This is a genomic window from Neobacillus sp. K501 (genome assembly GCF_053749995.1).
Genome location: NZ_JBSLYA010000001.1, coordinates 692,764 through 718,202, shown reverse-complemented (window position 1 = coordinate 718,202; position 25,439 = coordinate 692,764). Strand labels below are relative to the sequence as shown.

Here is a 25,439-nt window from a genome sequence, read left to right as displayed (position 1 = left end):
ACAATATAGAAATGTTCATCTCCCTTTACCAAAAAGTGTTATGATGAAGGAAATTGCTTAATAGGAGTTGAAGATATTGAAGCACAAGCAAATTGAAGAATATGAGGTAAACCCATATACCATGTTTATTAAACCAAGTGTATATGGCAGTAAAATTTATTCGCAGATTTTTGAAGTGGAGGATGTATTCTTATCACCGTTCAAGCCGCTTGATATCATCAGAAAAAGCTGTGAGTATTTCGGCAGCGACTATGAAGGCAGAAAGAATGGTACTAGACAATTAATGGGGATTACCCATAAGAGTCCAATTGCCATTGATCCAACAAACCGCATATTTTTCTTTCCTACTACATCGCCGAACAGACAAGAATGTATTTGGATTTCAAATGAACATATCGATACATATGAACGAATTAGTCCTCAAGAAACATTAATTACTTTCCATAACAAACAGTCATTTCCATTCCCTGTACCATTCAGTTCGATTAATAATCAAGTCCTAAGAACATCACATTTTGTTAAGAAGTTAATGCATAGAATTGAATATCATGAGAGAAAATCATTTTATTTGTTTCCAAGACAGATGTCTGTAGAGGCATCAGAAACCGCTTCTAAATATGGGAGAAAAAATATCCCTACAAAGTAAGTGTGATTCATAAGACTAACGGGACTGATGTTTTAAGAAATAAGCTGCCATTAATTCTTGGACTTTATTTCGTATTCGGGGATTAAAGTAATTATGATTTTCTTCATAGCCCTTATATAAAAAAGTATACATCGTAAATGCATCGTCCCGTTTTGTTTCTATCACTTGAAGTTTGTTCTTTTTCATATATTGTTTAACCTCTACAATTTCCTTCTGAATGATCTTCATTGTTTCTTCAATTAACTCTAAATAAGGCTTCTTTAATTTAAATGGACTTTTCTCTATAACGTCTAAATCCCGATTTAAAACAATAAGAACCATCGGCAAATAGATGGCTTTTTCCATAATGTTTCGATCTTCTTCAGGAATACGGGTCATCTTATTACAGGCTCCTTTCTTTAAGAATAGAACATTTGTTCCTATATAAGTATCATACTAAATAAATATCTAAAACGCAATGCAAAAAAGCTTGCGTTTTTTTCTGTCCAGCTCCTAAGACTAGAGGCTCTTCCACTTTTATTCTTGCAAAAAATGGTACAGATATGAGAAAGTTTTGATAGAAGGATATTATCTAGGGAAAAATGAAAAAATGTAGAAACTTTGGAGTGATAAATACTGTCAAATGTATTGGAATAAAAATATTACACAGATGGGTGAGTCATGTATGAGATCTGATAAGCATCATAAAAAGAAAAAAATAAGATGGACACGTGTGTTTCTAGTCATGTTTTTACTTATTGGGGCAGGGGCTGGCTATACTTATTATCAATATAAACAAGGAGTAAACCAATCATTAGACCAAATCAATGATGTAAACAAAGAGAATAATGTAAACAATGTAGTTTATGAATTTGAAGGAAAAAAAGATCAATCCGGCGCGACAAATATTCTCTTATTAGGCAGCGATGCAAGGGAGAATGAAAAAAAATCACGGGCAGATACGATCATGATTGCCCATTATAATGAAGATAAAGGGACCTATAAACTTACCTCTATTATGAGGGATATCTATGTTACTATACCCGGTCATGGTAAGCATAAGATAAATTCAGCATTTACTCGCGGGAGCGGGGGACCAGAGCTCGTGAGGCAAACGATTAAGGAAAACTTCGATATTGACCTGCAATATTATGCCATAGTTGATTTTGAAGGGTTTGTCCAATTAATCGATGAAGCTTTTCCGAATGGTGTTGAAATAGACGTTGAAAAGAAAATGGAAGCGTATGTAGATACGCCACTTGAACCAGGATTGCAAAGATTAAATGGTGACCAAATGCTTAGCTTTGTCCGTTTTCGACATGATGCGATTGGAGATTTTGGAAGGGTTAAACGCCAGCAGCAAGCATTGCAGGCAATTGGTGAGCAGCTTTCAGGGATTCAAACGATTGCGAAACTGCCTAAATTAGTAGGCGTTGTAACCCCTTATATTAATACGAACATGGATACTGGAGATATATTATTTATGGCAAAGGATTTCCTCTCAAAGGACAGAGGGGCAGTTGAAACATTTAGAATACCGATTGATAATGGTTATAAAGATGATACCATTAAAGGAGAAGGGGATGTTTTGGTTTTAGATTTAGAGAAAAATAAAGAAGCATTCCATCAATTTATCGAGCAATAACATTTCGGAAAATTGTATTTGCAAGAATAAAAGGAGCATACTCGTATGGACTTTGAAGCAATCAAGGTATGGTTTACACTTGAAAATATTATGGAGCTAATTCAGAGGTATCGGTCTTTTGGGCCGATACCGGGAATTTTGCTCCCGATGCTAGAGGCATTTTTACCGTTTCTGCCATTATTTATTTTTGTGATGGCAAATGCGAGTGCTTTTGGATTATGGTTAGGATTTTTATATTCCTGGCTGGGTTCTTGTGTAGGTGCCTTGCTGCTTTTTTTGCTCATACGGAGGTTTGGACAAAAGCGGATTTTTGCCTTTCTATCAAAACACCCAAAAGTCCAAAAAATGATGGATTGGGTTGACCGCCATGGCTTTGGTCCGCTTTTCTTGCTGCTATGTTTTCCATTTACACCATCAGTCGTTGTCAATGTAGTAGCGGGGCTTTCAAAAATCAGCATATATCAATACATGCTAGCAGTGTCTATCGGTAAAATGGTGATGATCTTTACGATTAGTTTTGTGGGTTATGATTTGCGTTCATTGATTACTCAGCCTTATCGTACAGCTATTGTCTTTTTAGTTATATTTATTCTTTGGTATGTTGGCAAAAGAATCGAAGTAAGAATGAATAAAGCGATTGAAAATGCCGATAATGAAGAATTAGATAGAAGAAAAGAGTTGGAGAAAAGGAGGAGATTAAATGAAGATTGAATGGAAAAAAGAAGGCATCGAATGGGTAAAAGCATTTGCAATTGGAATTATTATTTTTGCTTTTATTCGAACCTTTTTCTTTTCAAATTATATTGTTGACGGGGAATCTATGATGCCTACACTTCAGGACGGAAATAAACTTGTTGTTAATAAGCTTGGCTACCATATTAGTGAATTAAATCGTTTCGACGTTATTGTCTTCCATGCGAACGAAAAAGAGGATTTTGTTAAACGGATTATCGGGCTGCCAGGGGATAAAATTGTCTATAAAAATGATCAATTATATATTAATGGAGAAAAATACAAGGAATCGTTTTTATCTATATATAAAAAGGAAATTCCAGGTATAAAGCTCACTGGGGACTTTAGCTTAAAGGAAATTACCGGTGTAAATATTGTACCGGAGGGCAAATTATTCGTTCTCGGGGATAATCGACTTGGAAGCTGGGACAGTAGGCACTTTGGTTTCATTTCAGTCGACCAAGTAGTAGGAAAAGTAGACCTCCGCTACTGGCCGTTAAACGAGCTCGATGTCGAGTTTTAACATAGCGATTTTAAAGCAAGCACGAACAAATCGTGCTTTTTATTATGGCCAAAGTTTAGAATAAGGATTACCAATTTTGGATTTAAGCTCTTGATGCTATTCCAAACGTTTGTGCCCATATTATGATAGAATAAAAGACAAGATTATTAATGTAAGGTAAGCGGAAAGCGAGGTAACATCATGTCTTTAAGAATGATCACTGGGAGAACCGGCAGCGGAAAAACTAACTTGTGCCTAGATGAAATAAAAAATGCTCTGATCGCAAATCCGGATGGAAAACCAATTATTTATATCGTTCCTGAACAGATGACTTTTTCGAGTGAATATCACTTGGTAACTGACCAAACGATAGGCGGTATGATACGAGCGCAGGTGTACAGCTTCTCGCGATTAGCTTGGAGGATTCTCCAAGAGACCGGGGGCATAAGCCGTTATCATTTAAGCAGTGTTGGTTTAAACATGTTAATTCGGAAAATTATTGAAGATCAAAAGGATCATTTGAAATTATTTCAACGGGCGGCAGATAAACAAGGCTTTGTCCAGCAAATAGAGCATATGATAACCGAATTTAAGCGCTATTGTATTAGACCTGAAGAACTTATATTAGCAAACAGTGAAGGGACTGCGGCAAAAGTCTTACAAGACAAGCTGACCGATTTAGAATTAATTTATCGAAAATTTGAAGATGAGGTCTTTGGTAAATATATTGACTCAGAGGATTATTTTCATTTGCTTTCCGAAAAAATATCAGGATCAGTCTACTTAAAAGATGCCGAAATCTATATAGATGGTTTTTATAGCTTTACACCACAAGAATACATGGTCTTAAAAGAGTTAATGAAGCATTGTAATCGGGTGACCATTGCCATAACTTCCAATCAATCACATTTTGAAACTAGTCCGGATGAGCTTGATTTGTTTCGATTAACAAGTGAGGCATGTTATTCCATTATAGAAATAGCGAAAGCTGAAGGGATTGAAATAGAAGAACCAATTCTTCTTTCAGAACAGCAAAAATGGAGTCAGACATCGTTACAACATTTAGAGGAAGAGTTTGATTCCCGTCCGGCAATCCCTTTTCATGGACAAACTGCGATTCATATTGGTCATGCTGCTAATCGCCGTGCAGAGATTGAAGGAATCGCACGGGAAATTCGTCAATTGGTCCGGACAAAAGATTTTCGCTATCGAGATATTGGGTTATTGATCAGAAATGGAAATGATTATCATGAACTTATTGAGCCGCTATTCACTGATTATCAGATTCCCTTTTTTATCGATCAAAAGAGGACGATGTTGAACCACCCTTTGATCGAATTGATTCGTTCAAGTCTAGAAGTCATTAATTCCTTTTGGAGGTACGAGCCTGTCTTTAGAGTGATAAAAACAGAATTAGTATATCCATTGCAGGAAAACGCAGGCCGAATGCGAGAAAAAATGGATAAACTTGAAAACTATGTTCTTGCACACGGGGTCAAGGGGAGTAAATGGACGAAAAAGGAGCGATGGACATACAGACGTTTTCAAGGCTTAGAATTTGAGGCAAATGTTCAAACAGATGCTGAAAAGGAGATAGAGCAGCAACTCAACGAGTTAAAACTCATGATTTCAGCTCCACTTCTACGTTTGTCAAGACGTTTGAATAAAGCTGATACGGGTCGAAAACTCTGTGAAGCGATCTATTTATTTTTGGAAGAGTTAGATGTTCCAGCAAAACTGGAAAGCTGGAAAATGGCAGCCGAGCAAAAAGGTAATCTTGTAAAAATGCGAGAGCATGAACAAGTATGGAATGCCGTTATTGATTTATTAGATCAGTATGTTGAAATCTTAGGAGATGAATCGATTTCCTTAAAATCCTTTACCGCTATTTTAGATGCAGGCTTTGAGTCCCTTCACTTTTCCTTAATACCACCGGCTCTTGACCAGGTAATTATCGGGGATTTAGAGAAATCAAGGCTTTCAGATCTTAAAGCAGCTTTTGTAATTGGATTAAACGAAGGGGTATTACCAGCGAAAATCGCAGACGATGGAATCTTGCTGGATGAAGATCGAGAACGGCTGTTAGCAGCGGGTATAACAATCGCTCCAAGCAGCAGGACCCGCTTGCTTGATGAGAACTTCATCGCCTATAAAGCACTAACTACACCAACTGAGTTGCTTTATGTCAGCTATCCACTTGCGAATGATGAAGGGAAAGCATTGATACCCTCTTCCTATATTAAGAGACTTAAAGATATGTTCCCAGACGTAAAGGAACATTCTTATGTAACAGACCCATCTGAGTTAACGAAAGAGGCACAGCTCCAGTTTGTGGCAAATTTACCAACGACCCTCTCGTACTTAAACACTCAGCTGCAATTGAAAAAACGTAATTATCCTATCGCAGATGTATGGTGGGATGTATATAATTTATATCTTGATAGTGATTGGAAGGGGAGGGCTGAAAAAGTTTTCTCAAGTCTGTTTTACTCCAATCAAACCGTAAAGTTATCGAAAGAGACAGCGGATGAATTGTATGGTGACACCATTCAAGCTAGTGTTTCTAGGATGGAGCTGTTTAATGGTTGTGCATTTTCTCATTTCGCTCAACATGGACTAAAGCTTCGTGAAAGGCAAATTTTCCGATTGGAAGCACCTGATATTGGGGAATTATTCCATGCAGCATTAAAGCATATTTCAGATATCGTAAATGAGCAGAAAATTTCCTGGGCTAATCTTACCAGGCAGCAATGTGGTGACTTGGCCAGAGAGGCAGTTGAGAAGTTAGCACCAAAGCTGCAAAATGAAATCTTACTTAGCTCCGAGCGGCATCATTATATTAAACGTAAATTAGAGCAAATCATTACCCGTGCTTCACTTGTATTAAGTGAACATGCGAAAGTGAGTGGATTTTCTCCCATCGGTTTGGAGTTGAGCTTTGGAAGAAATGGACAATTGCCGCCACTCACCTTCTCATTGAAAAATGGGAAACGAATGGAACTAGCTGGTCGTATCGATCGGGTTGATCAGGCAAAGGCTGACAATGATCATATCTATTTACGGGTTATCGATTATAAATCGAGTGAAAAGGATGTCAATTTAAGTGAAGTATATTATGGACTGGCTTTACAGATGTTAACCTACTTGGATATCGTCATGACACATTCAGATGAATTAGTGGAAATGAAGGCGAGCCCTGCAGGAGTTCTCTATTTTCATGTTCATAACCCAATGGTAAATACGAAAAAATTATTGACGGTAGAAGAACTTGAAAAAGAAATTATGAAAAAATTTAAGATGAACGGTTTAATGCTGGCAGATCAAAATGTCATTAGAATGATGGACCAAACGCTCGAATCTGGGGATTCAAGTATTATTGCAGCCGGGATTAAAAAGGATGGAAATCTTTCGAAAAAATCTAAAGTTGCAAGTATCAATGAATTTGAGGAACTAAGAAAATTTGTCCGTGGGTTATATCAGAAAACAGGAGAGAACATCATCGATGGACAGGTTGAAATTGCTCCATTTAAATTAAAGGATAAAACACCTTGCACCTTTTGTGCTTTTAAATCGGTGTGTCAATTTGATGAATCGATCGAAAACAATCATTACCGAATTCTTTCTCCACAATCGAATGATTCCATCTTTGAATTAATTAGGAAGGAGGCGGAAGGGAATGAGTAGTTATGTGATTCCACCAAAGCCAGAAGGAGCAACTTGGACAGAGGATCAATGGAAAGCGATCATGGCAAAAAATAAAGATATCCTCGTAGCAGCAGCTGCTGGATCCGGAAAAACAGCGGTATTGGTCGAAAGAATTATCCAAAAAATTCTATCAGAAGAAGAACCAATAAATGTTGATGAATTGCTGGTGGTTACATTTACAAATGCCTCCGCAGCCGAGATGCGACATCGAATCGGAGAAGCATTAGAAAAGGCAATTAATCAAGACCCAAGGTCAAGGCATTTAAGAAAACAGCTAGGTTTACTCAATAAAGCATCGATATCGACACTTCACTCCTTTTGTATGGAGGTCATCCGCAAGTACTATTACCTAATAGATGTAGATCCAGGTTTCCGGATTGCAGATGAAACAGAGGCCCAATTAATCAGAGATGAAGTAATGGATGAACTTTTTGAAGAGGAATACGGAAAAAAAGATAATGAGCCATTTTTTAAATTGGTTGATTCGTTTACAAGTGACCGCAGTGATGCAGCGCTGATGGAGATTGTCCGCTCTATTTATGATTTTGCCCGTTCCAATCCATTACCGGAGCAATATTTACAATCAATGATTAACATGTATGATGTATCGAACGTGACGAATACTGAGGAGCTTCCTTTTATCCAGGCGCTCATGATAGATATTGAGCTTCAATTAGAAGCAGCCAGGGAAATGATTAAACGGGGATTAGAATTGACAAAACTTCCTGGTGGTCCTGCACCAAGAGCAGATAATTTCTTGGATGACCTAAATGTCATTGATACACTAATCCGTGCGAAGCAGGAATCATGGACAACTCTTTTTCAGGCGATGCAGACATGGTCCTTTTCGAGAGCAAAGCCTGTTAAAGGTGACGATTATGATAAAGAATTAACAGAAAAAGCACAGAAACTCCGCGATAAGGCAAAAAAGAAAATTCAAGATCTTAAGGATGAATTATTTTCTAGAAAGCCAGAGAGTTTCTTACATGATATGGTGGAAATGAGTCCGCTCATTGTTACGCTTGTTCATCTTGTCAGTACTTTTTCCAATCGTTTTGCAAAGGCGAAGCGGGATAAAGGGCTTGTAGACTATGCGGATTTGGAACATTACTGTTTAGAAATATTAACGGGAGAAATATCACCCGAGGGAGAGTTTCTTCCTTCAGAAGCAGCCAGCGCCTATCGTGATCATTTTAACGAGGTATTCGTGGACGAGTATCAGGATACAAATATGGTCCAAGAAACGATTTTAAAACTCGTTTCAAAAGAAGATGAACAGAATGGCAATAGGTTTATGGTCGGGGACGTCAAACAGTCGATTTATCGTTTTCGCCTTGCAGAGCCTAATCTATTCTTAGGAAAGTATCAAAGGTTCAGGCTGGATGGCGAAAACGCGGGGTTAAGAATTGACTTAGCACGAAATTTTCGCAGCCGTAAAGAAGTGCTGGAAGGAACGAACTACTTATTCAAGCAAATGATGGGCGTAAAGGTTGGAGAGATTGAATATGATGAGGCAGCAGAGCTGAGACCTGGAGCTCCTTATCCTGAAGATGAGCCCTATCCAGTAGAGCTTTTGCTAATCAATCAAAATAATGACGTGAAGGAAGGAGCAATAGAGCAAGAGGGGGAGAATGAACCAGATCCTTTCCTTTTTGATGCTGTCGATTTAGAAAAATCACAGTTAGAAGCAAGGGTGATGGCGGCAAAAATCAAAGAATTAATAGCTGAAGGAACTCAAGTTTATAATCCCAAAACGAAATCTTACCGACCAATTATGTACCGTGACATGGTCATTTTACTCCGCTCGATGACATGGGCTCCGCAAATCATGGAAGAGTTCAAACAACAAGGAATCCCCATTTATGCGAGCCTTTCAACTGGGTATTTTGAAGCAACAGAAGTGGCGATCATGATTTCACTCTTACGGGTCATTGATAATCCGTTTCAAGATATTCCCTTGGCCTCAGTGCTGCGGTCACCAATCGTTGGACTCAATGAGGAGGAATTAGCGGTTGTTCGTCTTCAAGCGAAGGGGACCTTTTGGGATGCTGTTAGAGCATTTTGCGGGAGTACACCAACGGAAAGAACAGAGGAATTCTATGAAAAAATCCGCCGTTTTTATGACCGATTGGAAGAATGGCGATCAATGGCTAGACAAGGGGCGCTTTCGGAATTAATTTGGCAATTATACAGGGATACACAATTTTATGACTTTGCCGGAGGTTTGCCAGGTGGAAAGCAACGGCAAGCTAATTTAAGAGCCTTGTATGATAGGGCACGTCAATATGAAAAAACATCATTCAGGGGATTGTTTCGCTTTTTACGGTTTGTTGAACGAATGATGGAAAGAGGCGACGATCTTGGTGCAGCCAGAGCACTTGGTGAGCAAGAAGATGTCGTCCGCATGATGACGATTCACAGCAGTAAAGGTTTGGAATTCCCAGTCGTGTTTATTGCAGGGTTATCGCGGACCTTTAATATGATGGATATTCGTAAATCTTATATGCTCGATAAGGACTTTGGATTTGCAGCCAAATATGTTAATGCAGCTAAACGGATTACCTATCCTTCACTGCCGCAAATTGCTTTTAAAAGGAAAAAGAAAATGGAAATGCTTGCCGAGGAGATGCGCGTTCTCTATGTTGCATTAACAAGAGCTAAGGAAAAGCTATATTTAGTTGGAACATTAAAGGATGCAGATAAAACAATCGATGAATGGAATGAAGCGGTTACAAATCAAGAGTGGCTCCTCCAGGATTATGAGAGGGCCGCAGCAAACAGCTATATAGATTGGATTGGACCAGCGTTAATCAGACATCAAGACTGTAGTAATTTAAGGAAAGAGGGAAATACTGGCTCTCTTGTTTCCGAGGAGATTACTTGTCATCCATCATCATGGAAAGTTTCACTCCTGTCTGCGGAAGAAATTAAAAATCAAGAAATGGAGACAGCGATTGAAAAGGACGATTACCTTGACTTAGTGGAGAAAAAGGAAAAGGTTCCGTTCCAATCTCCATACGAAGCAGAAATTAAATCACGCTTAACCTGGGAGTATGCATTTAATGAAGCAGCGTTGCATCGCTCCAAACAATCGGTATCTGAAATAAAACGGCAAAGAGAGATATCTGATGAGCATAGTGGTACAGAGCTGATCAGTAAATTTAAAAAATCCATTATTAAACGGCCAAAGTTTATGCAGGAGAAATCGTTAAGTCCTGCTGAGCGTGGGACGACGCTCCATATGGTTATGCAGCATGTGGATTTAACAAAGCCAATTAGCTTGACCTCGATTGAAGATCAAGTGAAGTGGATGGTAGACAATGAATTACTAACCCCCGAACAGGCGGAGGTAGTCGATTCAAAGCTAATTTTTGAATTCTTCCAATCTGAATTAGGAAAGAGAATGACTAACGCAATAACAGTGAATCGAGAAATTCCATTTACCCTCGCGTTACCTGCCTCTCTTGTCTATCCTTCTTGGAAGGGTGATGATGAATCAATATTTGTACAAGGGATTATTGATTGTGTTTTTGAAGATGAAAAGGGACTCGTCCTGGTCGACTTTAAATCAGATGGCATAACCGATCGTTATAAAGGCGGTTTCGAGCAGGCAAAACCTATCCTTGAAGAAAGATATAAGCTGCAAATTAATCTATACACAAAAGCATTAGAACAAATCTGGAAAAGAAAAATAAATGAAAGATATTTATTTTTCTTTGATGGTGCACATAGTTTACAACTGGAAAAGTAAAATAGAAAACGACATAACCGCGTCTTGGTTATGTCGTTTTTTAATTATTCCCGGCAATTGGCTGATCGACCAAATTGGTATCAAGTACATTGGTGCCACTTAAACCACTGGCTGTGATAATAATCGCTCCTGTATTAAAACCCCCTGATCCCGCAAATGTTTTTGCGGCACTTTTAGGAGAGATATAGACCGTATCTCCAAATTGGACAATGCCTCCACTTACATTAATGATTTGTACTGGGCCAATAATCGCTGGCATGAAAAAACATCCTTCTCTATAGGAACTTCAATTAATACTATTTAGCATATGCCTAAGACCTTGTCACTGTTCATCCTCTTTATGGAATAGCTGCCTAATATGTTTTACTCTGGCTTCAAGTGAGACCATTTCACTATTCCCCACCTGAAGGATGGCAGCTGAAGACATTGCTAGGATAGAAATATTATTAACCTTAATTAATGGCTTTAAATTTTGAACAGACATTTTTAGCTGTTCCGTTATAGGTTGAAAAGGAATGGGCTCTGTGAACACAGAGTATGCAGAAAAATTCCCTTCATTCCCATAAAACACATCTGCCTCCCGTTGGACCGCTAAGGCACGAGAAGCCCCGTTAATGATTTTTGAATCACCCAGCTGGATCGTAGAGGAAAAAGATGCTGAAGTTATTTTAAGTACATCGACAACAGAAGTTCTCTGAAGCATCAGAATCCCTCCTAAAAAAGTGGAACAAATGGTCCAATTATGAGTGACTCCGGTGGTGTGTCAAAAGTAGAGGCTAATTGAATGGTTTCAGTATCTCCTACTAGGACTAAAGAAGAACTGGCGACTCCAAGAATACTGATGGTATCGACATGAAGATCGCGATTATAGACCTCAAAGATCATTGGGTATTCATTCCTTTCACATTCTCTGGAAGATGATTTATAAAAATCATCATACCGTTTTTAATTTCTTTCTTTAACAAGTCAATAATGGTCCCCTCAGGATTAGAGTGACTATCATGCTCTTTACCAGCTGAAGTTTTTAAATGGAAATCAATCCTGCTTGGCAGTTGTTTAATAATATCTTGTTTAATAAATTCTAAATAAGAGCCATCCAAACGAACATTTAATTCTTTTAACATTTCTTCATATACTATTGGAAGTTCTGTCTCTAAATACCGATATATTGTTTCTTCAATGACCATCGATCGCTGCATTTTTACTTTTGGCGAAACAGGTGTAGCTACTGATTGATTTTGAACGGCAAAGTCCTCTATAGAAGACAAATCTGAAGGATTTAAGCCAATGTTTAACGTTCCCTCAAGGGTTTCAACCTTTAATTGATCAAATTTATATTCAATCTTATCTACTTGAATATGGGGCTTTTCCTTTAATTGTTTTATTTCTTCGTGCATTTTTTGAATCGTTTTTTCCAGAGCAGCAATTTTATTTTCCTGTGATTGTAGGGTCAGCTGTACCCATTGAAAAAATTGAGAATAATCCTGATACATACCATCACCTCACTGTGTATCAACTACCCCTATTGCGAGCTTGTCAAAGGCACGGCAATACTAGAGTGCATCCCTCCTGAAGGAGCAGCTCCAGCCATAGGAGCTGGCTCGGTAAACCCCCCTGTATTATATAGATGAGTAGAAGGTTTGATCATTCCAGCACTGCCAATTTGCAGGACAGAAGAATTCGTTATACTATCAATCTTAATAAAATGGATTTGAATGGACTGCTGGATATAAAAATTCATGCTTAACCACCTATTCCTTATGCATTAAGGAAATTTCCTTGATCGATGATATCTGAATCGTAAGTGTTCGTATTACTTAAATTATTATTATTCACTCTTAAACTTTCACCTGTATTAAAGGAACCAGCACCAGAGAAAGTTTTTGCGGAAGAGAACGGCATAATCTTGTAAACATCACCTATATGAAAAACCGAGCTGCTTCCAATTGAAATGACCTGTGCAACTCCCACAATTGCTGGCATAAACAACACCCTTTTCCTTTATTCTCCTATTATCTTATGTATGGGTTTGGGTAATGTGATACATTCGCCTAAAAAGCTTCGCTGAAAGGTTTAATTATTTCGTATTTTAATGGTGGCTATGTTATGATATTGTCGAATAATGTGTTTATACATAAGGAGGAACATTGAATGATTCATGGTCATATTACGGGATGGGTTTTAGCGCTCATTTTATTTGTAGTTGCACTTTTCTTAATTAAAGGCGGAAAGGCAAAAGGTGCTAAAATAGTCCAAATGATTTTAAGAGTGTTATATTTGGTCATTCTTGCTACTGGGATTTTGATGCTAACTCAGGTTCATAACATCACTCTCATGTATATATTGAAAGCCATCGTTGGTTTATGGGTAATTGGACTATTTGAAATGATCTTATCCCGTACAATTAGTGGAAGAAATACGAAAGTATTTTGGATTCAGTTTGTCATCGCATTAGCCTTAGTATTATACTTAGGATTCTCCTTACCTATGTCTTTTCTAAACCCATAATAAAAAGCGGAAGTGCCTTGTCCAGGGGCGACAGGCATAAGACGAGCCGTCAAGAAGGTCGCTTTTTGACCTTCTTGACGGATTGGCTTATTACCCCGAGCCCCTAGGCGCTGAAGCTGGATTAGAAAAAAAGCTGCTAAAATTTAGCAGCCTTTTTCTATGAGATGATTTTCTCAATCACTAGTCGTTTGCCTGTATTTAACGTAAATTCAAAGCGATCATTTACCTTTTCAAAGTAGCAAAAATGATGTTGGACATTACATATTTGTTCTTGATTATCAAAGACAATAAAATTAACCCCATCTTTCCGATTGTCATCTGATAAGAAAGATAAGTGGTTATAACAATAGATACAATCATAAATGGAAAAATCAAGTGAATTTAAAGTAGTGACAAATTGAATAAAGGCATCATCATTAATCCCCTCTAATAATCTTTCCAATGAGTAAATTAAATGTTTCCTTATCCTAACTTGATCATGGTCCCGAAGCATGATTAATTCGTTACCGCACCGTATCTTTCCTGATTCCATTAAGATTCCTTTCCTCCAGCGGTTCAATCGAAAGATTTCAATTTCTTGCTGAAGGTAATCATCCATCATCGCTGCTTCTTCTGTTTCCTCATCGAAAAAGATCCATTGATCGTTAATTTGTTCAACAGTTCCTTCATTATAAGCTCTTAATTGAAAATCATATAGTCTCATTCTTTGCTGTCGATTCATGTTTAACCTCCGTGCCAAATGCTTTCATTTTCTTTGTAGACATCTTTGATAAATTTTATAACTTGTTTATCTTTAAATTGGACAATTTACCAATTTTTCTGGGCTGAATAGAATAAAAGCATGTAATGAACATCCAGTACAAACGGTAACTGGAGAGAGGAGATTGATTTATGTGCGGAGTATCTGGTTGGGTGGATTTTTCAAAAGATCTTAGATTTGAAAAAGACATCATTGAGAAAATGACAAAAACCCTTGCAAAGAGAGGACCCGATGAAACAAATCTTTGGACCCAAACTCATGTTGGTTTTGGTCATAAGCGGCTGATTGTTGTTGACCCTGAAGGCGGAAGACAGCCAATGACAAAACAAAAGGAAGGTAATAATTACACCATTTGTTACAATGGTGAATTGTACAATACTGAAGATATCCGCAAAGTTCTCCTTACTAAAGGATATTCTTTCAATGGTCATTCTGATACAGAAGTTCTGTTAACTGCCTATATAGAATGGGCGGAAGAATGTGTCAATCATTTAAATGGAATCTATGCATTTGCGATTTGGGATTCACTGAAAGAACAGCTCTTTATCGGCAGGGATCGATTAGGGGTAAAACCGTTATTCTTTACGGAAATGAATAAGGGGATCATCTTTGCCTCCGAAATCAAGGCAATCTTAGCAAATCCAGGAATGAAAGCAGAACTGGATCGTGAAGGGCTTGCTGAGATTTTTGGGATGGGACCCTCAAGAACACCTGGTTCAGGAATTTTCAAAGGAATTAAAGAGTTAAAGCCTGCCCATGCTCTAACTTTTTCAAAAAAGGGATTGAAAACTTGGCGCTATTGGAATGTAGAGAGCTGCGAACATAAGGATAATGTAGATGAAACGGCAGAAAAGGTCCGTTTTTTAGTTACAGATGCTGTTACTAGACAACTAGTCTCCGATGTTCCATTGTCTACCTTCCTATCAGGGGGTCTTGACTCAAGTATCATTACCGCGATTGCAGCCAAAGAATTTGAGAGCAGCGGAAAAGGGCAGCTTCATACTTATTCCATTGACTATGAAGGAAATGATCAGTTTTTTAAAGCGAATGAATTTCAGCCAAATTCTGATGAAAAATGGATTAAGCTTGTCTCAGAGCAATTTAATACAAAACATCATTTTAAAACTATTTCTCAGCAACAATTAGTGAAGGATTTAACAGAAGCCGTCCATGTACGGGATTGCCCTGGGATGGCCGATGTTGATTCTTCCTTACTCTGGTTTTGTAAGGAAATAAAAAAAGACTTTGTTGTCAGTCTTTCTGGTGAGTGTGCCGATGAAATATTTGGAGGGTACCCGTGGTTTCATCGGAAGCAAGATTTGGAGCGGCCCGGATTTCCATGGATGCGTTCTGTCAATGAACGGAATCAGTTATTAAGGGCAGATTGGCAGAAAAAATTGAAATTGAAGGATTATGTATTGGATAAATATAATCAAGCAATCGCGGAAACACCAAAATTAGCTGGAGAAAGTGTAGAAGAAGCGAAGCGGCGGGAGCTTTTTTATATTAATATGACTCATTTTATGACGACATTATTAGATCGCAAGGACCGGATGAGCATGGGGGCCAGCCTTGAGGTTAGGGTACCATTTGCTGATCATCGTCTCGTTGAATATGCATGGAACATTCCATGGGAAATCAAAATGTATGGAAACAGGGAAAAGGGACTTCTCCGCAAAGCATTTGAAGGGTTTCTACATGAAGAGGTTCTTTATCGCAAGAAGAGCCCTTATCCTAAAACACATAATCCGGAGTATACGTTTGCTGTTCAGAAGCTGATGGAGGAAATCACATTGGATAAGTCATCCATTCTCTTTGAATTGTTTGATCGTCAGTTACTGACAAATTTAGTTCAGTCAGGAGGGAATTCCTTCAAAGAACCGTGGTTTGGGCAATTAATGACAGGTCCGCAGTTACTGGCATACTTTGTCCAGCTTCATATCTGGTTTAAAGATTATAATATTAATATAGTGAATTAACCACAGTATAATATTTGGATTCGTAGGATGATTAGATTAAAATGAGTGTAGAGAAGGGGATGAACATGAAAAAAACTTTTATTACACTCATTTTAATTACTTGTTTACTTTTAGCTTTAAATCCAACTGATGCTTTAGCCCAGAAAGAAGAGCGGCTTTGGCAGGAAGAGACGGTATATTCATTAATGGTTGATCGCTTTAACAATGGCGATACGAAAAATGATCACGATGTGAATACGCAAGATCCTTTAGCCTATAACGGGGGAGATTTCCAAGGGATTATCGATAAATTAGAGTACCTACAGGATATGGGATATACTGCCATACGTCTGACGTCGATTTTCGATAACACAGATGGCGGCTACCATGGTTATTGGATAAATGATTTCTATCAAACGGACGAGCATTTTGGCTCTGTAAAAACATTTAAGAAACTAGTGAATGAAGCACATAAACGAGATATGAAGGTCATCATTGATTTTGTTACGAATAATGTTTCCGAGGATCATCCATGGGTGAAAGATTCGGCAAAACAGGATTGGTTCCATCCTCAACAAGGAATTACTAATTGGGAGGATCAGCAAGAAATGGAACAAGGATGGGTGAATGATCTTCCTGATCTTGACCAAAGCAATAAAGAAGTAGAACAGTATTTAATTGAAGCAGCGAAATGGTGGATAGAACAAACTAAAATTGATGGTTTTAGTCTCCCAGAGGTAAATCATGTGCCAATCAGTTTTTTACGTAATTTTTCAGATGCTGTAAAAAAAGAAAATGATGGATTTTTACTCGTTGGTATCCCTTCAACAAAGGGGAGGCTAGATCAGAAGCAATATGAAAATGCTGGAATCGACAGCATATTTGATTACAAGAAGAGTAATGAACTACGTAATGTCTTTGCCCGCACTGATCAATCGTTTAAACCGCTTTACTCAAATATCGACAAGGAGCAGGGTCCGCCATTAACTGTAAACTTTTTTGATAATGAGATAACGTCTAGGTTTACATGGGACATTGTTGAGAATCGACATTTTCCAGGAGCTCGTTGGAAAACGGCTTTAGCCTATACATATACTGTCCCGGGAATTCCCTTCGTTTATTATGGAAGCGAAATTGCCTTAAATGGTGGGGAGACTCCCGATAATCGGAAGCAAATGAACTTTAGAACTGAAAAAGAGCTTATTGATTTTATTACAAAGCTTGGCGAATTAAGAAATCAGCTTCCCTCTTTGACAAAAGGTACGATGGAAATGCTTTATGAACAGGATGGAATGGCTGTTTATAAGCGTGTATACCAAAATGAAACGGCGGTTATTGCCGTTAATAATACCAGTGAATCACAAACAGTTACATTAACGGATGACCAGCTTGAAGGTGGAAAAGAGCTTCGTGGATTACTGAAAGGTGATCTTGCTCGCAGCGAAGAGAATCAATATGACATCATCATTGATCGTGATGAAGCTGAAATTTATGTATTAGCTGATAAAAGCGGGATCAATTGGACCCTAGTTGGATCACTAATTGTTGTCTATCTTTTATTTATGATTTTCCTTTTTCAGATTCTTAAGAGAAGGAAAAAGAATCAAGTAGAATAAATAAGAAATGAGCTTCCTTACTTAATATAAGGAAGCTCATGTTCTTTACCCGTTAATAACTGTACCCCCATTTACGTGCAGTATTTGTCCGCTTACATAGGATGAGTCATCGGATGCCAGGTAAATATAAGCTGGAGCGAGTTCATATGGCTGGCCAGCTCTTCCAAGAGGCGTACTAGTGCCAAAAGTGGCAACTTGATCTTCCGTAAAGGTCGAAGGGATAAGTGGTGTCCAAATTGGACCAGGGGCAACCCCGTTCACTCTAATACCTTGTGGTGCTAGTGATTTGGCCAAAGAACGTGTGAACGTAACGATTGCCCCTTTTGTGGCGGAGTAATCGATTAATTGATCATGCCCTTCATAGGCAGTTATCGAAGCTGTATTAATGATGACTGCCCCATTTTTTAAATGAGGAAGGACCATTTTTGCCATATAAAAATAAGAAAAGATATTTGTTTTAAACGTTTTTTCCAACTGGGCTGAAGTAATATTTAATAGGCTTTTCTGAGGGTGCTGTTCGGCAGCATTGTTAACTAAAATATCAATTGTCCCAAATTGCTTTATCGTCTTATTGACGATATCTTTACATACATCCTCACTTCCAATATCGTCGGCAATGAGCAGACATTGTACTCCTTCCGCTTCGACCAACTTCTTTGTTTCTTCGGCATCCTGATGTTCATTTAGGTAGACGATAGCTACATTCGCGCCTTCTTTGGCAAAATAGATGGCCACTGATTTCCCAATACCGCTATCACCGCCAGTGATAATGGCCGATTTTCCTTTTAGTTTTCCAGCGCTTATATAGTTCGGATCGATTGAAATCGGATGAGGGGTCATCTCACTTTCAATTCCAGGCTGTTGATTTTGATGTTGGGGTGGAAATGCCTTTTTTTGCTGCTTTTGGTTATTCATCCAATCTACCTCCACTTTTTTGTCCAAATTAGTTTTGGGGAAATTGAACGAAATTATGAATGAAAAAAGCCGAAGGATGAATTTCCTTCGACTTCAAAAATTTTGTCTAGCTCCAGCGCCTAGGAGCTACCGCTTTTCTGATTAACGATAATTTATAAATTGGACATCAACGGTTAGGTCTGCTTCACGTACCAATGAAATAATCTTTTGCAGATCATCACGGTTTTTACCACTTACGCGGACTTGATCATCCTGCACCTGGCTTTTTACCTTAACACCGCTATTTTTAATAATCGTATTAATTTTTTTTGCATTTTCCTTATCGATGCCTTGAACAAGCTTTGCTCTTTGACGGACGGTTCCGCCAGAGGCTTTTTCAACCTTACCATAATCGAGGTTTTTGATCGGAAGCCCTCTTTTGATCATTTTGCTCATCAAGACGTCTTTAAGTTGATCCATTTTATACTCATCGTCCGAAATGAGAACAAGTTCTTCTTTATCCAGTGTGACATCACTTTTACTGCCTTTAAAATCATAACGAGTTTTTATTTCCTTCATTGTTGCCGTAATAGCATTTGTGACTTCAGAAAATTCCACTTTGGATACAATATCAAATGAACTATCTTTAGACATAATAATACCTCCAATAAATAATTTTAACAGTATGTAGATTTCCTGCTAAAGTTTCCCTTTATGGCTTCATTATAGTAAAATATAGCAAGTCAAACAACCACCTACAAAAAGGGGAATAATAATGGATTTAAAAGAACTGATTGGTCAAACAACTACTTTAACCGTTGCACGTATAGCTGATTTTGGCTATTTTTTAACAAATGGGACAGAAGATGTATTACTCCATATAAATGAATCAGATCGGGAATATGAGCTTGACGAAGAGGTAGAGGTGTTTCTCTTTAGCGATTCGCAAGGAAGATTATCTGCTTCTACAACCATTCCGGAAATTTCTATTGGCCGATATGCTTGGGTCAAAGTGGTCGACACAAATCCTAGGATTGGCGTGTTTTTAGATATTGGTCTGAAAAAAGATCTACTACTAGGTGCAGACGACCTTCCGGTTCATAAGACGGTATGGCCTGCTGTAGGTGATCTGCTTTACATCACCTTAAAGGTTGATCGAAACAATCTGCTTTATGCAAAGCTGGCCACCGATCCGATTATTCAATCAATATCCACCGAAGCAACCCGGAAAGATTTTAATAAAAATATTCAAGGTCACATTTATCGAACTGCAAAGGTTGGAAGCTGGGTTTTTACCATTGAGGGCTATAAAGGTTTCATCCATGAGTCACAACGTACAATTGAGCCGCGCTTAGGTGAAAAAGTTGAGGGAAGAATTATTGATATAAAAGAAGATGGAACCATTAATGTTTCTCTACTTGCACGAAAGGGAGAAGCTCAGGATCTTGATGCGGAACGCATTTATGAATATTTAATGAGTCGGAACGGTGCAATGCCTTACAATGATAAAAGTATGCCTGAAGATATTCAAGAACGGTTTCAATTAAGTAAAGGTGCTTTTAAACGTGCGCTTGGAAAGCTGATGAAAGAAGGGAAGGTCTATCAGGAAGGTAGCTGGACATATGTAAAAAAAGATTAACGTTCATATTACATACTCCCTATCCAAATAGCAGACAATAAACTGTAGAAATTTTGAAAGGGGTAAGGATATGCCGCATACATCTGATAATGATAAAAAAGCCCAAGATCATAATGCCATGAGACACGAAAAAAACATGATGCGTGAAAAAAATCGCCAGGCTGGAAAAAATCAATATTCAAAGAAAACAGATCATAAATAAAGAAAAGCTCCAGCGCTTAGGTGCTGGAGTTAGACAAAAAAATAAGCGGGAGCCCGCTTATTTTTTATTATGATGGGAGTTTATTTAAAAAGAAGATTGAAATCGTCCCTGCACCGGTATGCGCTCCAATTGCCGAGCCAATGGATGAAATATAAACCTCTTTTGGATGTAACTCTTCTTCAATCATTGCTTTCACTTCTAATGCTGCCTCTTCGGTATCAGCATGACTGATTCCAACAATCTGTTCGCTATATGCCTCGCCGCGTTCTTTCATTAATTCAATTAAACGTCGATAAACCTTCTTTTTTCCGCGGATTTTTTCAATCGGTACCAGTTTTCCATCTTCAACATTAAGGATAGGTTTAATATTCAGCAGTCCTCCTAAAAAGGCAGATGCTTTGGAGACTCGGCCACCCTTTGCTAAATAGTCTAAGTCCTCAACCGTAAACAGATGTTCCATATGTTGGCTACGGAACCTGATAGCCGTTAAAATTTCTTCTTTAGAGGCATTTTCCGCCGCAAGCCTTGCTGCTTCTTGCACGATAAGCCCAATACCAAGGGAAGCACATTTTGTATCGACAATCGTTAAATTAAAGTTTGGATATTTTTCCTTAACTTGGTCAAGAATCATAACAGATGTCTGATATGTACCTGATAGTTCAGAAGAAAAAGCAATATAAATTCCATCTTCATTATTTTCAGCCATTTTTGTAAAGACATCTTCAAATAATTGAGGAGAGACTTGTGAGGTTTTTGGAACTTCACCATTGCGGATGGCATCATATACTGCTTTCGAATCAATCGTCTTGACATCTTCATATTCTTCTCCGTTAATATGAACCTTTAATGGAAATAATGTAACGTTAGATTCTCCGTAGTATTCTTTTGGTAAATCGCATGCGCTGTCAGCTAGTATTTTTACTTGCATTTAGCTCACCTGCTTTCAAGCTTTTATTGTTTTATTGATAGTATCAGTTTATCGGTTTCACTAAAAAAAAACAATGAACAAATACTTATTTGATAGATGTAAGGGAGATGTTGTGATGCTTTGGCTTCAGGCAAAAAAAGTTGTGATTGTCATTGTGGGGGCATTTTTAAATGCTTTAGCAATAAATTTATTTTTAATACCTGCAAATGTGTATTCAAGCGGGTTTACTGGAATTGCGCAATTACTTTCCAAAATTTTAAGTGAACAAACACCGCTTAATGTATCAATGGGACTATTATTATTGTTATTAAACATTCCGGTAGCCATTCTTGGCTGGTTAAAGGTAGGAAAATCCTTTACGGTGTACAGCTTTTTAAGCGTGGCACTTTCCTCCTTATTTTTAGAATTAATCCCGATAAAAGAGGTTTCCAATGATATCCTTCTTAATGCCGTATTTGGCGGTGTCATCTTAGCGGTTGGGGTCGGATTAACATTAAAATGGGGGGCTTCGACCGGGGGGTTAGATATTATTGCAATGGTATTATCGAGAATGAAAGATAAACCGATCGGAACGTATATGTTTACCCTAAATGCTATCATTATCGTTACCGCAGGTTTCCTATATGGCTGGGAAAAAGCTTTATATACCATTGTATCCCTTTATGCTTCGACAAGAGTCATTGATGCGATTCATACAAGGCACCACAAACTAACAGCGATGATCATTACGAAAAAATCGGATGAATTAAAGAAAGCTATTCATTCGCAGCTTGTTAGAGGGATTACGATGATTCCTGCAAGAGGGGCATTTTCAAATGAAACGAAAGATATGTTGATGATTGTAATCACTCGCTATGAATTATATGATTTAGAGAGAATTATTAGGGAAACTGATCCGAATGCTTTCACCAATATTATTCAAACGACTGGGATCTTTGGATTTTTCCGAAGGGATAAATGAGAAAAGCTGACATGGGTTTATGTCAGCTTTTCTCTCTGTTTGACTTTCTTATTTCACTTGCTCAAGCTCAGTTTGCATTTCTTGGAGCTGACTTTGCTCTGCGACTGTGGAATTGGCAAAAGCAGAACTAAGAGCATTTTTTGCTTTCGCTATGGCAGAATCGCGGTCAGCTGGGTTGGCTGTTTTGGCCATCTCAACAAATCTTCGTGCTTCCTGGAACAACTGGTTGCCCATATTATATTCCTCCAAGCGAGGATTCTTGCACATTGGACATTTTCTGAGCTTCTGCTTCAGCATATGTCATGTGATAAGGAATTCGTTCATCGTGCTTGCTAACGGTATCCTTTCCTTGCTGGACAAAGCGTTTGGATTTGTTTCGTTTACCCATTCGAATCCCTCCAATGTAAAGAGCTTGGTGCGAATCAGCTAAAGCTGCCTCACAAAAATAGTATGCTCAAATTAAAAACATTCAATAAGGTAAACACTGGTTTGATCCAATGAATTATTTAATCTTTAACAAGTCAGCCAAAAATACGCCAACTCCATCTTCTTCGTTGGTGAGAGTTACTTCATTGGCAATATTCTTTGCTTTATCAATCGCATTTCCCATGGCAACACCATATCCTGCATACTCGAGCATCTCTAAATCATTGTCCTCATCACCAAAAGCGATAACTCTTTGTTTAGGAATGCCGAAATAATCCGCTGCTTTTTTCAATCCGACGGCTTTGTTCAAACCGACTTTAATAATTTCCACGACATGCCATGGTGCTGCCCAGCTGCGGTGGTCAATCACCTCTGCATGGACTGCTGAAAGATGGTCGCGAATAACTTTTAGCTGATCCTCTTCGGTATGAATTAACATGCTAGTCGGAGAGTCTTTTAGGAATTTTTGTAAATCCCCTGTAGTAACATTCGGGTTACCCATACTGAAAATATCTAAAAGTTTCTCATCATGATAGTGGAAATATACATCATCAATCACTTCAGCAATGATATTGTGAAAGTGAAAAGAACGGCAAGCTTCAACAATATCCTTTGCTACCTTAATATCAAGCGGCTCATGATACATTCCAAATCCTGGGTTTCGTGGGTGGTGCATAAAAGCACCATTAAAGTTGACGATTGGCGTATCTAATTCTAATTCGTGATAATATTGCTCACTTGAGCGATAGGGTCTTCCAGTAGCAATCATTACGATATGCCCCTCATTCCTGGCTTTTCGCAGGATCTCCTTTGTTTTTAAAGAAATCGTTTTATCATCCTTTAATAACGTCCCATCAAGGTCAAGTGCAATTAAGTGTCTCTCTGTCATATGGACTCCTTCTTTATCTTTTGTCATGTTTGTAAATCATACTTTTAGAAAATAATGTTTCGAAATGTTACACTACAATAGAGTAGCTTTAAAAACTATTCTTTCTATAAGTCCTATGTTAACAATTTTATACCTAAACTGTAAAAAAATTCACACCTTAACGTTAAGAGAATTTATATAATGAGGTTTCAGGAGGTTCAATCCAAGGTGATCATCGTAGAAAAATATTTATTGAGAAATATCCCCCTTTTACATCTTGTTCAAAAGGGGAAGCAGCAAGAGAAGCTTCCAATGATTATTTTTATTCATGGTTTTACAAGCGCGAAAGAGCATAATCTCCACTATGCGTATTTATTAGCAGAAAAAGGTTTTCGAGTGATTCTTCCAGAAGCTTTATATCATGGAGAAAGGGAAGAAAATATTTATTCGGAAATAGAGCTGTACAGCTATTTTTGGAAAATTGTTATCCAAACGATCCATGAATTAGAAGATGTTAAGGAATACTATGTTCATGAGGGCTTAGCTGATCAAGAACGAATTGGACTCGCTGGTACGTCTATGGGCGGTATTGTAACACTTGGTGCCTTAACAAAGTATAGCTGGGTGAAAGCAGCGGTCAGTTTAATGGGGATGCCGGCTTATGAAAAATTTTCTCAATGGCAGATGGACCTTTTACAAAGTCAGGGTTTCAAACTTCCTTTTACTGAGAAACAGATTAGTGAACAATTAGCTGTCCTTCAAGATTATGACTTGAGTCTTCAGCCGGAAAAACTTGAGAACAGGCCATTATTATTTTGGCATGGAAAAAAAGACCCAGTGGTCCCTTATCATTTAACGTATCAATTTTATCAAGAGATTAAGGATGATTACCATAAACAGCCAGACCTACTACATTTTATCTCAGATGAAAAAGCTGACCACAAAGTTAGCAGAGAAGGACTGAAGGAAACGGTAGAATGGTTTGGAAAACATTTATAAATAATAGGAGTGAAGAAAATGAATGAAGATTTAAAAGAAAATATACTAGGTGCTCTAGAGCTTGTCATTGACCCAGAATTAGGTGTGGATATTGTTAATTTAGGTTTAGTGTATAATACAGAGATGGACGAAGAGGGAAATGTGACGGTTACGATGACCTTAACTTCAATGGGCTGTCCGCTAGCGGGAACGATTGTTGACCAAGTAAAAAGAGCGTTAGCAGATATTCCGGAAATCAAGGATGTGGAAGTGGATATTGTCTTCAATCCGCCATGGAATAAAGATATGATGTCTCGTTATGCAAAAATTGCTCTAGGGATTCGTTAGAAATGAAAAATAAAGTAATTTTAGTAAGTTCAAATCAGCTTGGACGAGGCGACCAAGTATTGGGTGAAAATATTCTAGAAACCTATTTCACGTTGCTAAAGCAAAGGGATGAATTTCCAGCTGCTGTATTTTGTATGAACAGTGGTGTACTTACAATGACTGGGGATTCATTCGTATCGTTACATTTACAAGAGCTTGAAGAAAAAGGTGTAGAGATTTTAGCATGTAAGACCTGTGTGGATCATTACGGTGTTGCTGAAAAATTAACTGTAGGTAAAATAAGCGGAATGGCAGATTTTATCGAATTGTCCAGTAGATTTGAAGTGATTACGATTTCATAAAACAGCAGAAAACTCTGCTGTTTTTTGTTTTTCTCCACAATCTGCTTTTACT

Annotated in this window: 29 protein-coding genes; 15 read left to right on the top strand and 14 right to left on the bottom strand. The window is 38.0% G+C overall.

All coding sequences use genetic code 11. From position 1 onward, the window contains the following. Window positions 1–76 precede the first annotated feature (76 nt). On the top strand, window positions 77–646 hold the full coding sequence (locus ACWM35_RS03560; protein WP_454815543.1) for a competence protein ComK: 570 nt from the start codon (window positions 77–79) through the stop codon (window positions 644–646). Window positions 647–661: 15 nt separating this feature from the next. Here ACWM35_RS03560 and ACWM35_RS03555 read toward each other — a convergent pair whose 3' ends face one another. Then, window positions 662–1,024 carry a hypothetical protein gene (locus tag ACWM35_RS03555; protein WP_454815541.1) on the bottom strand — a complete coding sequence of 121 codons (363 nt, stop codon included), beginning with the start codon at window positions 1,022–1,024 and terminating at the stop codon, window positions 662–664. 286 nt (window positions 1,025–1,310) lie between these two features. Here ACWM35_RS03555 and ACWM35_RS03550 point away from each other — a divergent pair, with 286 nt between their 5' ends. The 5 genes from ACWM35_RS03550 (at window position 1,311) to addA (ending at window position 10,960) form a co-directional block, all read left to right on the top strand. Then, window positions 1,311–2,270, top strand: a complete 960-nt coding sequence (locus tag ACWM35_RS03550) for an LCP family protein (RefSeq protein WP_454815539.1) — start codon at window positions 1,311–1,313, stop codon at window positions 2,268–2,270. A gap of 45 nt (window positions 2,271–2,315) precedes the next feature. Continuing rightward, window positions 2,316–2,981 carry a TVP38/TMEM64 family protein gene (locus ACWM35_RS03545; RefSeq protein WP_454815537.1) on the top strand — a complete coding sequence of 222 codons (666 nt, stop codon included), beginning with the start codon at window positions 2,316–2,318 and terminating at the stop codon, window positions 2,979–2,981. Beyond that, on the top strand, window positions 2,971–3,525 hold the full coding sequence (gene lepB, locus ACWM35_RS03540) for a signal peptidase I (protein WP_454815535.1): 555 nt from the start codon (window positions 2,971–2,973) through the stop codon (window positions 3,523–3,525). The genes ACWM35_RS03545 and lepB overlap by 11 nt, the downstream gene beginning before the upstream one ends. Before the next feature lie 180 nt (window positions 3,526–3,705). Beyond that, the gene (gene addB / locus ACWM35_RS03535) at window positions 3,706–7,188 is read left to right on the top strand and encodes a helicase-exonuclease AddAB subunit AddB (protein WP_454815533.1); all 3,483 of its coding nucleotides are present in this window, start codon (window positions 3,706–3,708) and stop codon (window positions 7,186–7,188) included. Next, on the top strand, window positions 7,181–10,960 hold the full coding sequence (gene addA / locus ACWM35_RS03530) for a helicase-exonuclease AddAB subunit AddA (RefSeq protein ID WP_454815531.1): 3,780 nt from the start codon (window positions 7,181–7,183) through the stop codon (window positions 10,958–10,960). The genes addB and addA overlap by 8 nt, the downstream gene beginning before the upstream one ends. A gap of 40 nt (window positions 10,961–11,000) precedes the next feature. On the opposite strand, the gene ACWM35_RS03525 is transcribed toward addA, so the two are convergent. From ACWM35_RS03525 to ACWM35_RS03500, 6 genes are all read right to left on the bottom strand, one after another. After that, a complete protein-coding gene (locus tag ACWM35_RS03525) occupies window positions 11,001–11,219 on the bottom strand; it encodes a spore germination protein (RefSeq protein WP_454815529.1) in 219 nt (72 codons plus the stop codon). Between the two features lie 63 nt (window positions 11,220–11,282). Continuing rightward, entirely contained in the window at window positions 11,283–11,663 is a 381-nt protein-coding gene (locus tag ACWM35_RS03520) for a spore germination protein GerPE (protein ID WP_454815527.1), read from the bottom strand. Between the two features lie 11 nt (window positions 11,664–11,674). Next, a complete protein-coding gene (locus ACWM35_RS03515) occupies window positions 11,675–11,845 on the bottom strand; it encodes a spore gernimation protein GerPD (protein WP_454815526.1) in 171 nt (56 codons plus the stop codon). Further along, window positions 11,842–12,453, bottom strand: coding sequence for a spore germination protein GerPC (gene gerPC, locus ACWM35_RS03510; RefSeq protein ID WP_454815524.1), 612 nt, complete (start codon window positions 12,451–12,453; stop codon window positions 11,842–11,844). The genes ACWM35_RS03515 and gerPC overlap by 4 nt, the downstream gene beginning before the upstream one ends. A gap of 29 nt (window positions 12,454–12,482) precedes the next feature. Next, window positions 12,483–12,701 carry a spore germination protein GerPB gene (locus ACWM35_RS03505; protein ID WP_454815522.1) on the bottom strand — a complete coding sequence of 73 codons (219 nt, stop codon included), beginning with the start codon at window positions 12,699–12,701 and terminating at the stop codon, window positions 12,483–12,485. Between the two features lie 17 nt (window positions 12,702–12,718). After that, a complete protein-coding gene (locus ACWM35_RS03500) occupies window positions 12,719–12,943 on the bottom strand; it encodes a spore germination protein (RefSeq protein ID WP_454815520.1) in 225 nt (74 codons plus the stop codon). Between the two features lie 168 nt (window positions 12,944–13,111). Here ACWM35_RS03500 and ACWM35_RS03495 point away from each other — a divergent pair, with 168 nt between their 5' ends. Continuing rightward, window positions 13,112–13,468, top strand: coding sequence for a YisL family protein (locus ACWM35_RS03495; protein ID WP_454815518.1), 357 nt, complete (start codon window positions 13,112–13,114; stop codon window positions 13,466–13,468). Window positions 13,469–13,625: 157 nt separating this feature from the next. Here ACWM35_RS03495 and ACWM35_RS03490 read toward each other — a convergent pair whose 3' ends face one another. Then, complete coding sequence (locus ACWM35_RS03490) at window positions 13,626–14,189, bottom strand: DUF2777 domain-containing protein (RefSeq protein ID WP_454815516.1); 564 nt, start codon at window positions 14,187–14,189, stop codon at window positions 13,626–13,628. A 170-nt stretch (window positions 14,190–14,359) separates the two neighbouring features. Between ACWM35_RS03490 and asnB the strand changes: the two genes are divergently transcribed. Then, window positions 14,360–16,207, top strand: a complete 1,848-nt coding sequence (gene asnB, locus ACWM35_RS03485; protein WP_454815514.1) for an asparagine synthase (glutamine-hydrolyzing) — start codon at window positions 14,360–14,362, stop codon at window positions 16,205–16,207. A 65-nt stretch (window positions 16,208–16,272) separates the two neighbouring features. Continuing rightward, entirely contained in the window at window positions 16,273–17,802 is a 1,530-nt protein-coding gene (locus ACWM35_RS03480; RefSeq protein ID WP_454815512.1) for an alpha-amylase family glycosyl hydrolase, read from the top strand. Between the two features lie 45 nt (window positions 17,803–17,847). Here the strand turns inward: ACWM35_RS03480 and ACWM35_RS03475 are convergent, their stop codons facing one another. Together ACWM35_RS03475 and ACWM35_RS03470 are read right to left on the bottom strand one after the other, a co-directional pair. Further along, on the bottom strand, window positions 17,848–18,717 hold the full coding sequence (locus ACWM35_RS03475) for an SDR family oxidoreductase (protein WP_454815510.1): 870 nt from the start codon (window positions 18,715–18,717) through the stop codon (window positions 17,848–17,850). A gap of 141 nt (window positions 18,718–18,858) precedes the next feature. Next, window positions 18,859–19,350 (bottom strand): YajQ family cyclic di-GMP-binding protein, encoded by a 492-nt coding sequence (locus ACWM35_RS03470; protein ID WP_454815508.1) that lies wholly within the window; start codon window positions 19,348–19,350, stop codon window positions 18,859–18,861. Window positions 19,351–19,471: 121 nt separating this feature from the next. Between ACWM35_RS03470 and ACWM35_RS03465 the strand changes: the two genes are divergently transcribed. Together ACWM35_RS03465 and ACWM35_RS03460 are read left to right on the top strand one after the other, a co-directional pair. Then, complete coding sequence (locus ACWM35_RS03465) at window positions 19,472–20,335, top strand: CvfB family protein (RefSeq protein ID WP_454815506.1); 864 nt, start codon at window positions 19,472–19,474, stop codon at window positions 20,333–20,335. A 70-nt stretch (window positions 20,336–20,405) separates the two neighbouring features. Next, a complete protein-coding gene (locus tag ACWM35_RS03460) occupies window positions 20,406–20,537 on the top strand; it encodes a DUF3941 domain-containing protein (RefSeq protein ID WP_454815504.1) in 132 nt (43 codons plus the stop codon). Between the two features lie 67 nt (window positions 20,538–20,604). Here ACWM35_RS03460 and ACWM35_RS03455 read toward each other — a convergent pair whose 3' ends face one another. Continuing rightward, window positions 20,605–21,465, bottom strand: coding sequence for a DegV family protein (locus ACWM35_RS03455; RefSeq protein WP_454815502.1), 861 nt, complete (start codon window positions 21,463–21,465; stop codon window positions 20,605–20,607). Between the two features lie 115 nt (window positions 21,466–21,580). Here ACWM35_RS03455 and ACWM35_RS03450 point away from each other — a divergent pair, with 115 nt between their 5' ends. Next, window positions 21,581–22,426 (top strand): YitT family protein, encoded by an 846-nt coding sequence (locus ACWM35_RS03450; protein ID WP_454815501.1) that lies wholly within the window; start codon window positions 21,581–21,583, stop codon window positions 22,424–22,426. A gap of 48 nt (window positions 22,427–22,474) precedes the next feature. Here the strand turns inward: ACWM35_RS03450 and ACWM35_RS03445 are convergent, their stop codons facing one another. From ACWM35_RS03445 to ACWM35_RS03435, 3 genes are all read right to left on the bottom strand, one after another. Further along, window positions 22,475–22,660 carry a DUF3813 domain-containing protein gene (locus ACWM35_RS03445; RefSeq protein ID WP_454815499.1) on the bottom strand — a complete coding sequence of 62 codons (186 nt, stop codon included), beginning with the start codon at window positions 22,658–22,660 and terminating at the stop codon, window positions 22,475–22,477. A 1-nt stretch (window position 22,661) separates the two neighbouring features. Next, on the bottom strand, window positions 22,662–22,814 hold the full coding sequence (locus ACWM35_RS03440) for a hypothetical protein (RefSeq protein ID WP_454815497.1): 153 nt from the start codon (window positions 22,812–22,814) through the stop codon (window positions 22,662–22,664). A gap of 114 nt (window positions 22,815–22,928) precedes the next feature. Beyond that, the gene (locus tag ACWM35_RS03435; RefSeq protein ID WP_454815495.1) at window positions 22,929–23,741 is read right to left on the bottom strand and encodes a Cof-type HAD-IIB family hydrolase; all 813 of its coding nucleotides are present in this window, start codon (window positions 23,739–23,741) and stop codon (window positions 22,929–22,931) included. A 207-nt stretch (window positions 23,742–23,948) separates the two neighbouring features. Here ACWM35_RS03435 and ACWM35_RS03430 point away from each other — a divergent pair, with 207 nt between their 5' ends. The 3 genes from ACWM35_RS03430 to ACWM35_RS03420 are packed head-to-tail and all read left to right on the top strand — an operon-like array spanning window position 23,949 to window position 25,387. Further along, the gene (locus tag ACWM35_RS03430; RefSeq protein ID WP_454815493.1) at window positions 23,949–24,719 is read left to right on the top strand and encodes an alpha/beta fold hydrolase; all 771 of its coding nucleotides are present in this window, start codon (window positions 23,949–23,951) and stop codon (window positions 24,717–24,719) included. Between the two features lie 18 nt (window positions 24,720–24,737). Then, a complete protein-coding gene (locus ACWM35_RS03425) occupies window positions 24,738–25,046 on the top strand; it encodes a metal-sulfur cluster assembly factor (RefSeq protein WP_454815491.1) in 309 nt (102 codons plus the stop codon). Window positions 25,047–25,048: 2 nt separating this feature from the next. Further along, complete coding sequence (locus tag ACWM35_RS03420; protein WP_454815489.1) at window positions 25,049–25,387, top strand: DsrE family protein; 339 nt, start codon at window positions 25,049–25,051, stop codon at window positions 25,385–25,387. Window positions 25,388–25,439 lie beyond the last annotated feature (52 nt).

Coding starts and splice junctions, on each gene's coding strand:
- ACWM35_RS03555 (WP_454815541.1), bottom strand. CDS start 1,024: ATGACCCGTATTCCTGAAGAAGATCGAAACATTATGGAAAAAGCCATC.
- ACWM35_RS03500 (WP_454815520.1), bottom strand. CDS start 12,943: ATGCCAGCAATTGTGGGAGTTGCACAGGTCATTTCAATTGGAAGCAGC.
- lepB (WP_454815535.1), top strand. CDS start 2,971: ATGAAGATTGAATGGAAAAAAGAAGGCATCGAATGGGTAAAAGCATTT.
- ACWM35_RS03455 (WP_454815502.1), bottom strand. CDS start 21,465: ATGCAAGTAAAAATACTAGCTGACAGCGCATGCGATTTACCAAAAGAA.
- ACWM35_RS03505 (WP_454815522.1), bottom strand. CDS start 12,701: ATGAATTTTTATATCCAGCAGTCCATTCAAATCCATTTTATTAAGATT.
- ACWM35_RS03445 (WP_454815499.1), bottom strand. CDS start 22,660: ATGGGCAACCAGTTGTTCCAGGAAGCACGAAGATTTGTTGAGATGGCC.
- ACWM35_RS03515 (WP_454815526.1), bottom strand. CDS start 11,845: ATGATCTTTGAGGTCTATAATCGCGATCTTCATGTCGATACCATCAGT.
- gerPC (WP_454815524.1), bottom strand. CDS start 12,453: ATGTATCAGGATTATTCTCAATTTTTTCAATGGGTACAGCTGACCCTA.
- ACWM35_RS03490 (WP_454815516.1), bottom strand. CDS start 14,189: ATGAATCGACAGCAAAGAATGAGACTATATGATTTTCAATTAAGAGCT.
- ACWM35_RS03475 (WP_454815510.1), bottom strand. CDS start 18,717: ATGAATAACCAAAAGCAGCAAAAAAAGGCATTTCCACCCCAACATCAA.
- ACWM35_RS03525 (WP_454815529.1), bottom strand. CDS start 11,219: ATGCCAGCGATTATTGGCCCAGTACAAATCATTAATGTAAGTGGAGGC.
- ACWM35_RS03470 (WP_454815508.1), bottom strand. CDS start 19,350: ATGTCTAAAGATAGTTCATTTGATATTGTATCCAAAGTGGAATTTTCT.
- ACWM35_RS03545 (WP_454815537.1), top strand. CDS start 2,316: ATGGACTTTGAAGCAATCAAGGTATGGTTTACACTTGAAAATATTATG.
- addA (WP_454815531.1), top strand. CDS start 7,181: ATGAGTAGTTATGTGATTCCACCAAAGCCAGAAGGAGCAACTTGGACA.
- ACWM35_RS03495 (WP_454815518.1), top strand. CDS start 13,112: ATGATTCATGGTCATATTACGGGATGGGTTTTAGCGCTCATTTTATTT.
- ACWM35_RS03450 (WP_454815501.1), top strand. CDS start 21,581: ATGCTTTGGCTTCAGGCAAAAAAAGTTGTGATTGTCATTGTGGGGGCA.
- ACWM35_RS03465 (WP_454815506.1), top strand. CDS start 19,472: ATGGATTTAAAAGAACTGATTGGTCAAACAACTACTTTAACCGTTGCA.
- ACWM35_RS03550 (WP_454815539.1), top strand. CDS start 1,311: ATGAGATCTGATAAGCATCATAAAAAGAAAAAAATAAGATGGACACGT.
- ACWM35_RS03440 (WP_454815497.1), bottom strand. CDS start 22,814: ATGGGTAAACGAAACAAATCCAAACGCTTTGTCCAGCAAGGAAAGGAT.
- asnB (WP_454815514.1), top strand. CDS start 14,360: ATGTGCGGAGTATCTGGTTGGGTGGATTTTTCAAAAGATCTTAGATTT.
- ACWM35_RS03520 (WP_454815527.1), bottom strand. CDS start 11,663: ATGCTTCAGAGAACTTCTGTTGTCGATGTACTTAAAATAACTTCAGCA.
- ACWM35_RS03435 (WP_454815495.1), bottom strand. CDS start 23,741: ATGACAGAGAGACACTTAATTGCACTTGACCTTGATGGGACGTTATTA.
- ACWM35_RS03425 (WP_454815491.1), top strand. CDS start 24,738: ATGAATGAAGATTTAAAAGAAAATATACTAGGTGCTCTAGAGCTTGTC.
- ACWM35_RS03420 (WP_454815489.1), top strand. CDS start 25,049: ATGAAAAATAAAGTAATTTTAGTAAGTTCAAATCAGCTTGGACGAGGC.
- ACWM35_RS03480 (WP_454815512.1), top strand. CDS start 16,273: ATGAAAAAAACTTTTATTACACTCATTTTAATTACTTGTTTACTTTTA.
- addB (WP_454815533.1), top strand. CDS start 3,706: ATGTCTTTAAGAATGATCACTGGGAGAACCGGCAGCGGAAAAACTAAC.
- ACWM35_RS03460 (WP_454815504.1), top strand. CDS start 20,406: ATGCCGCATACATCTGATAATGATAAAAAAGCCCAAGATCATAATGCC.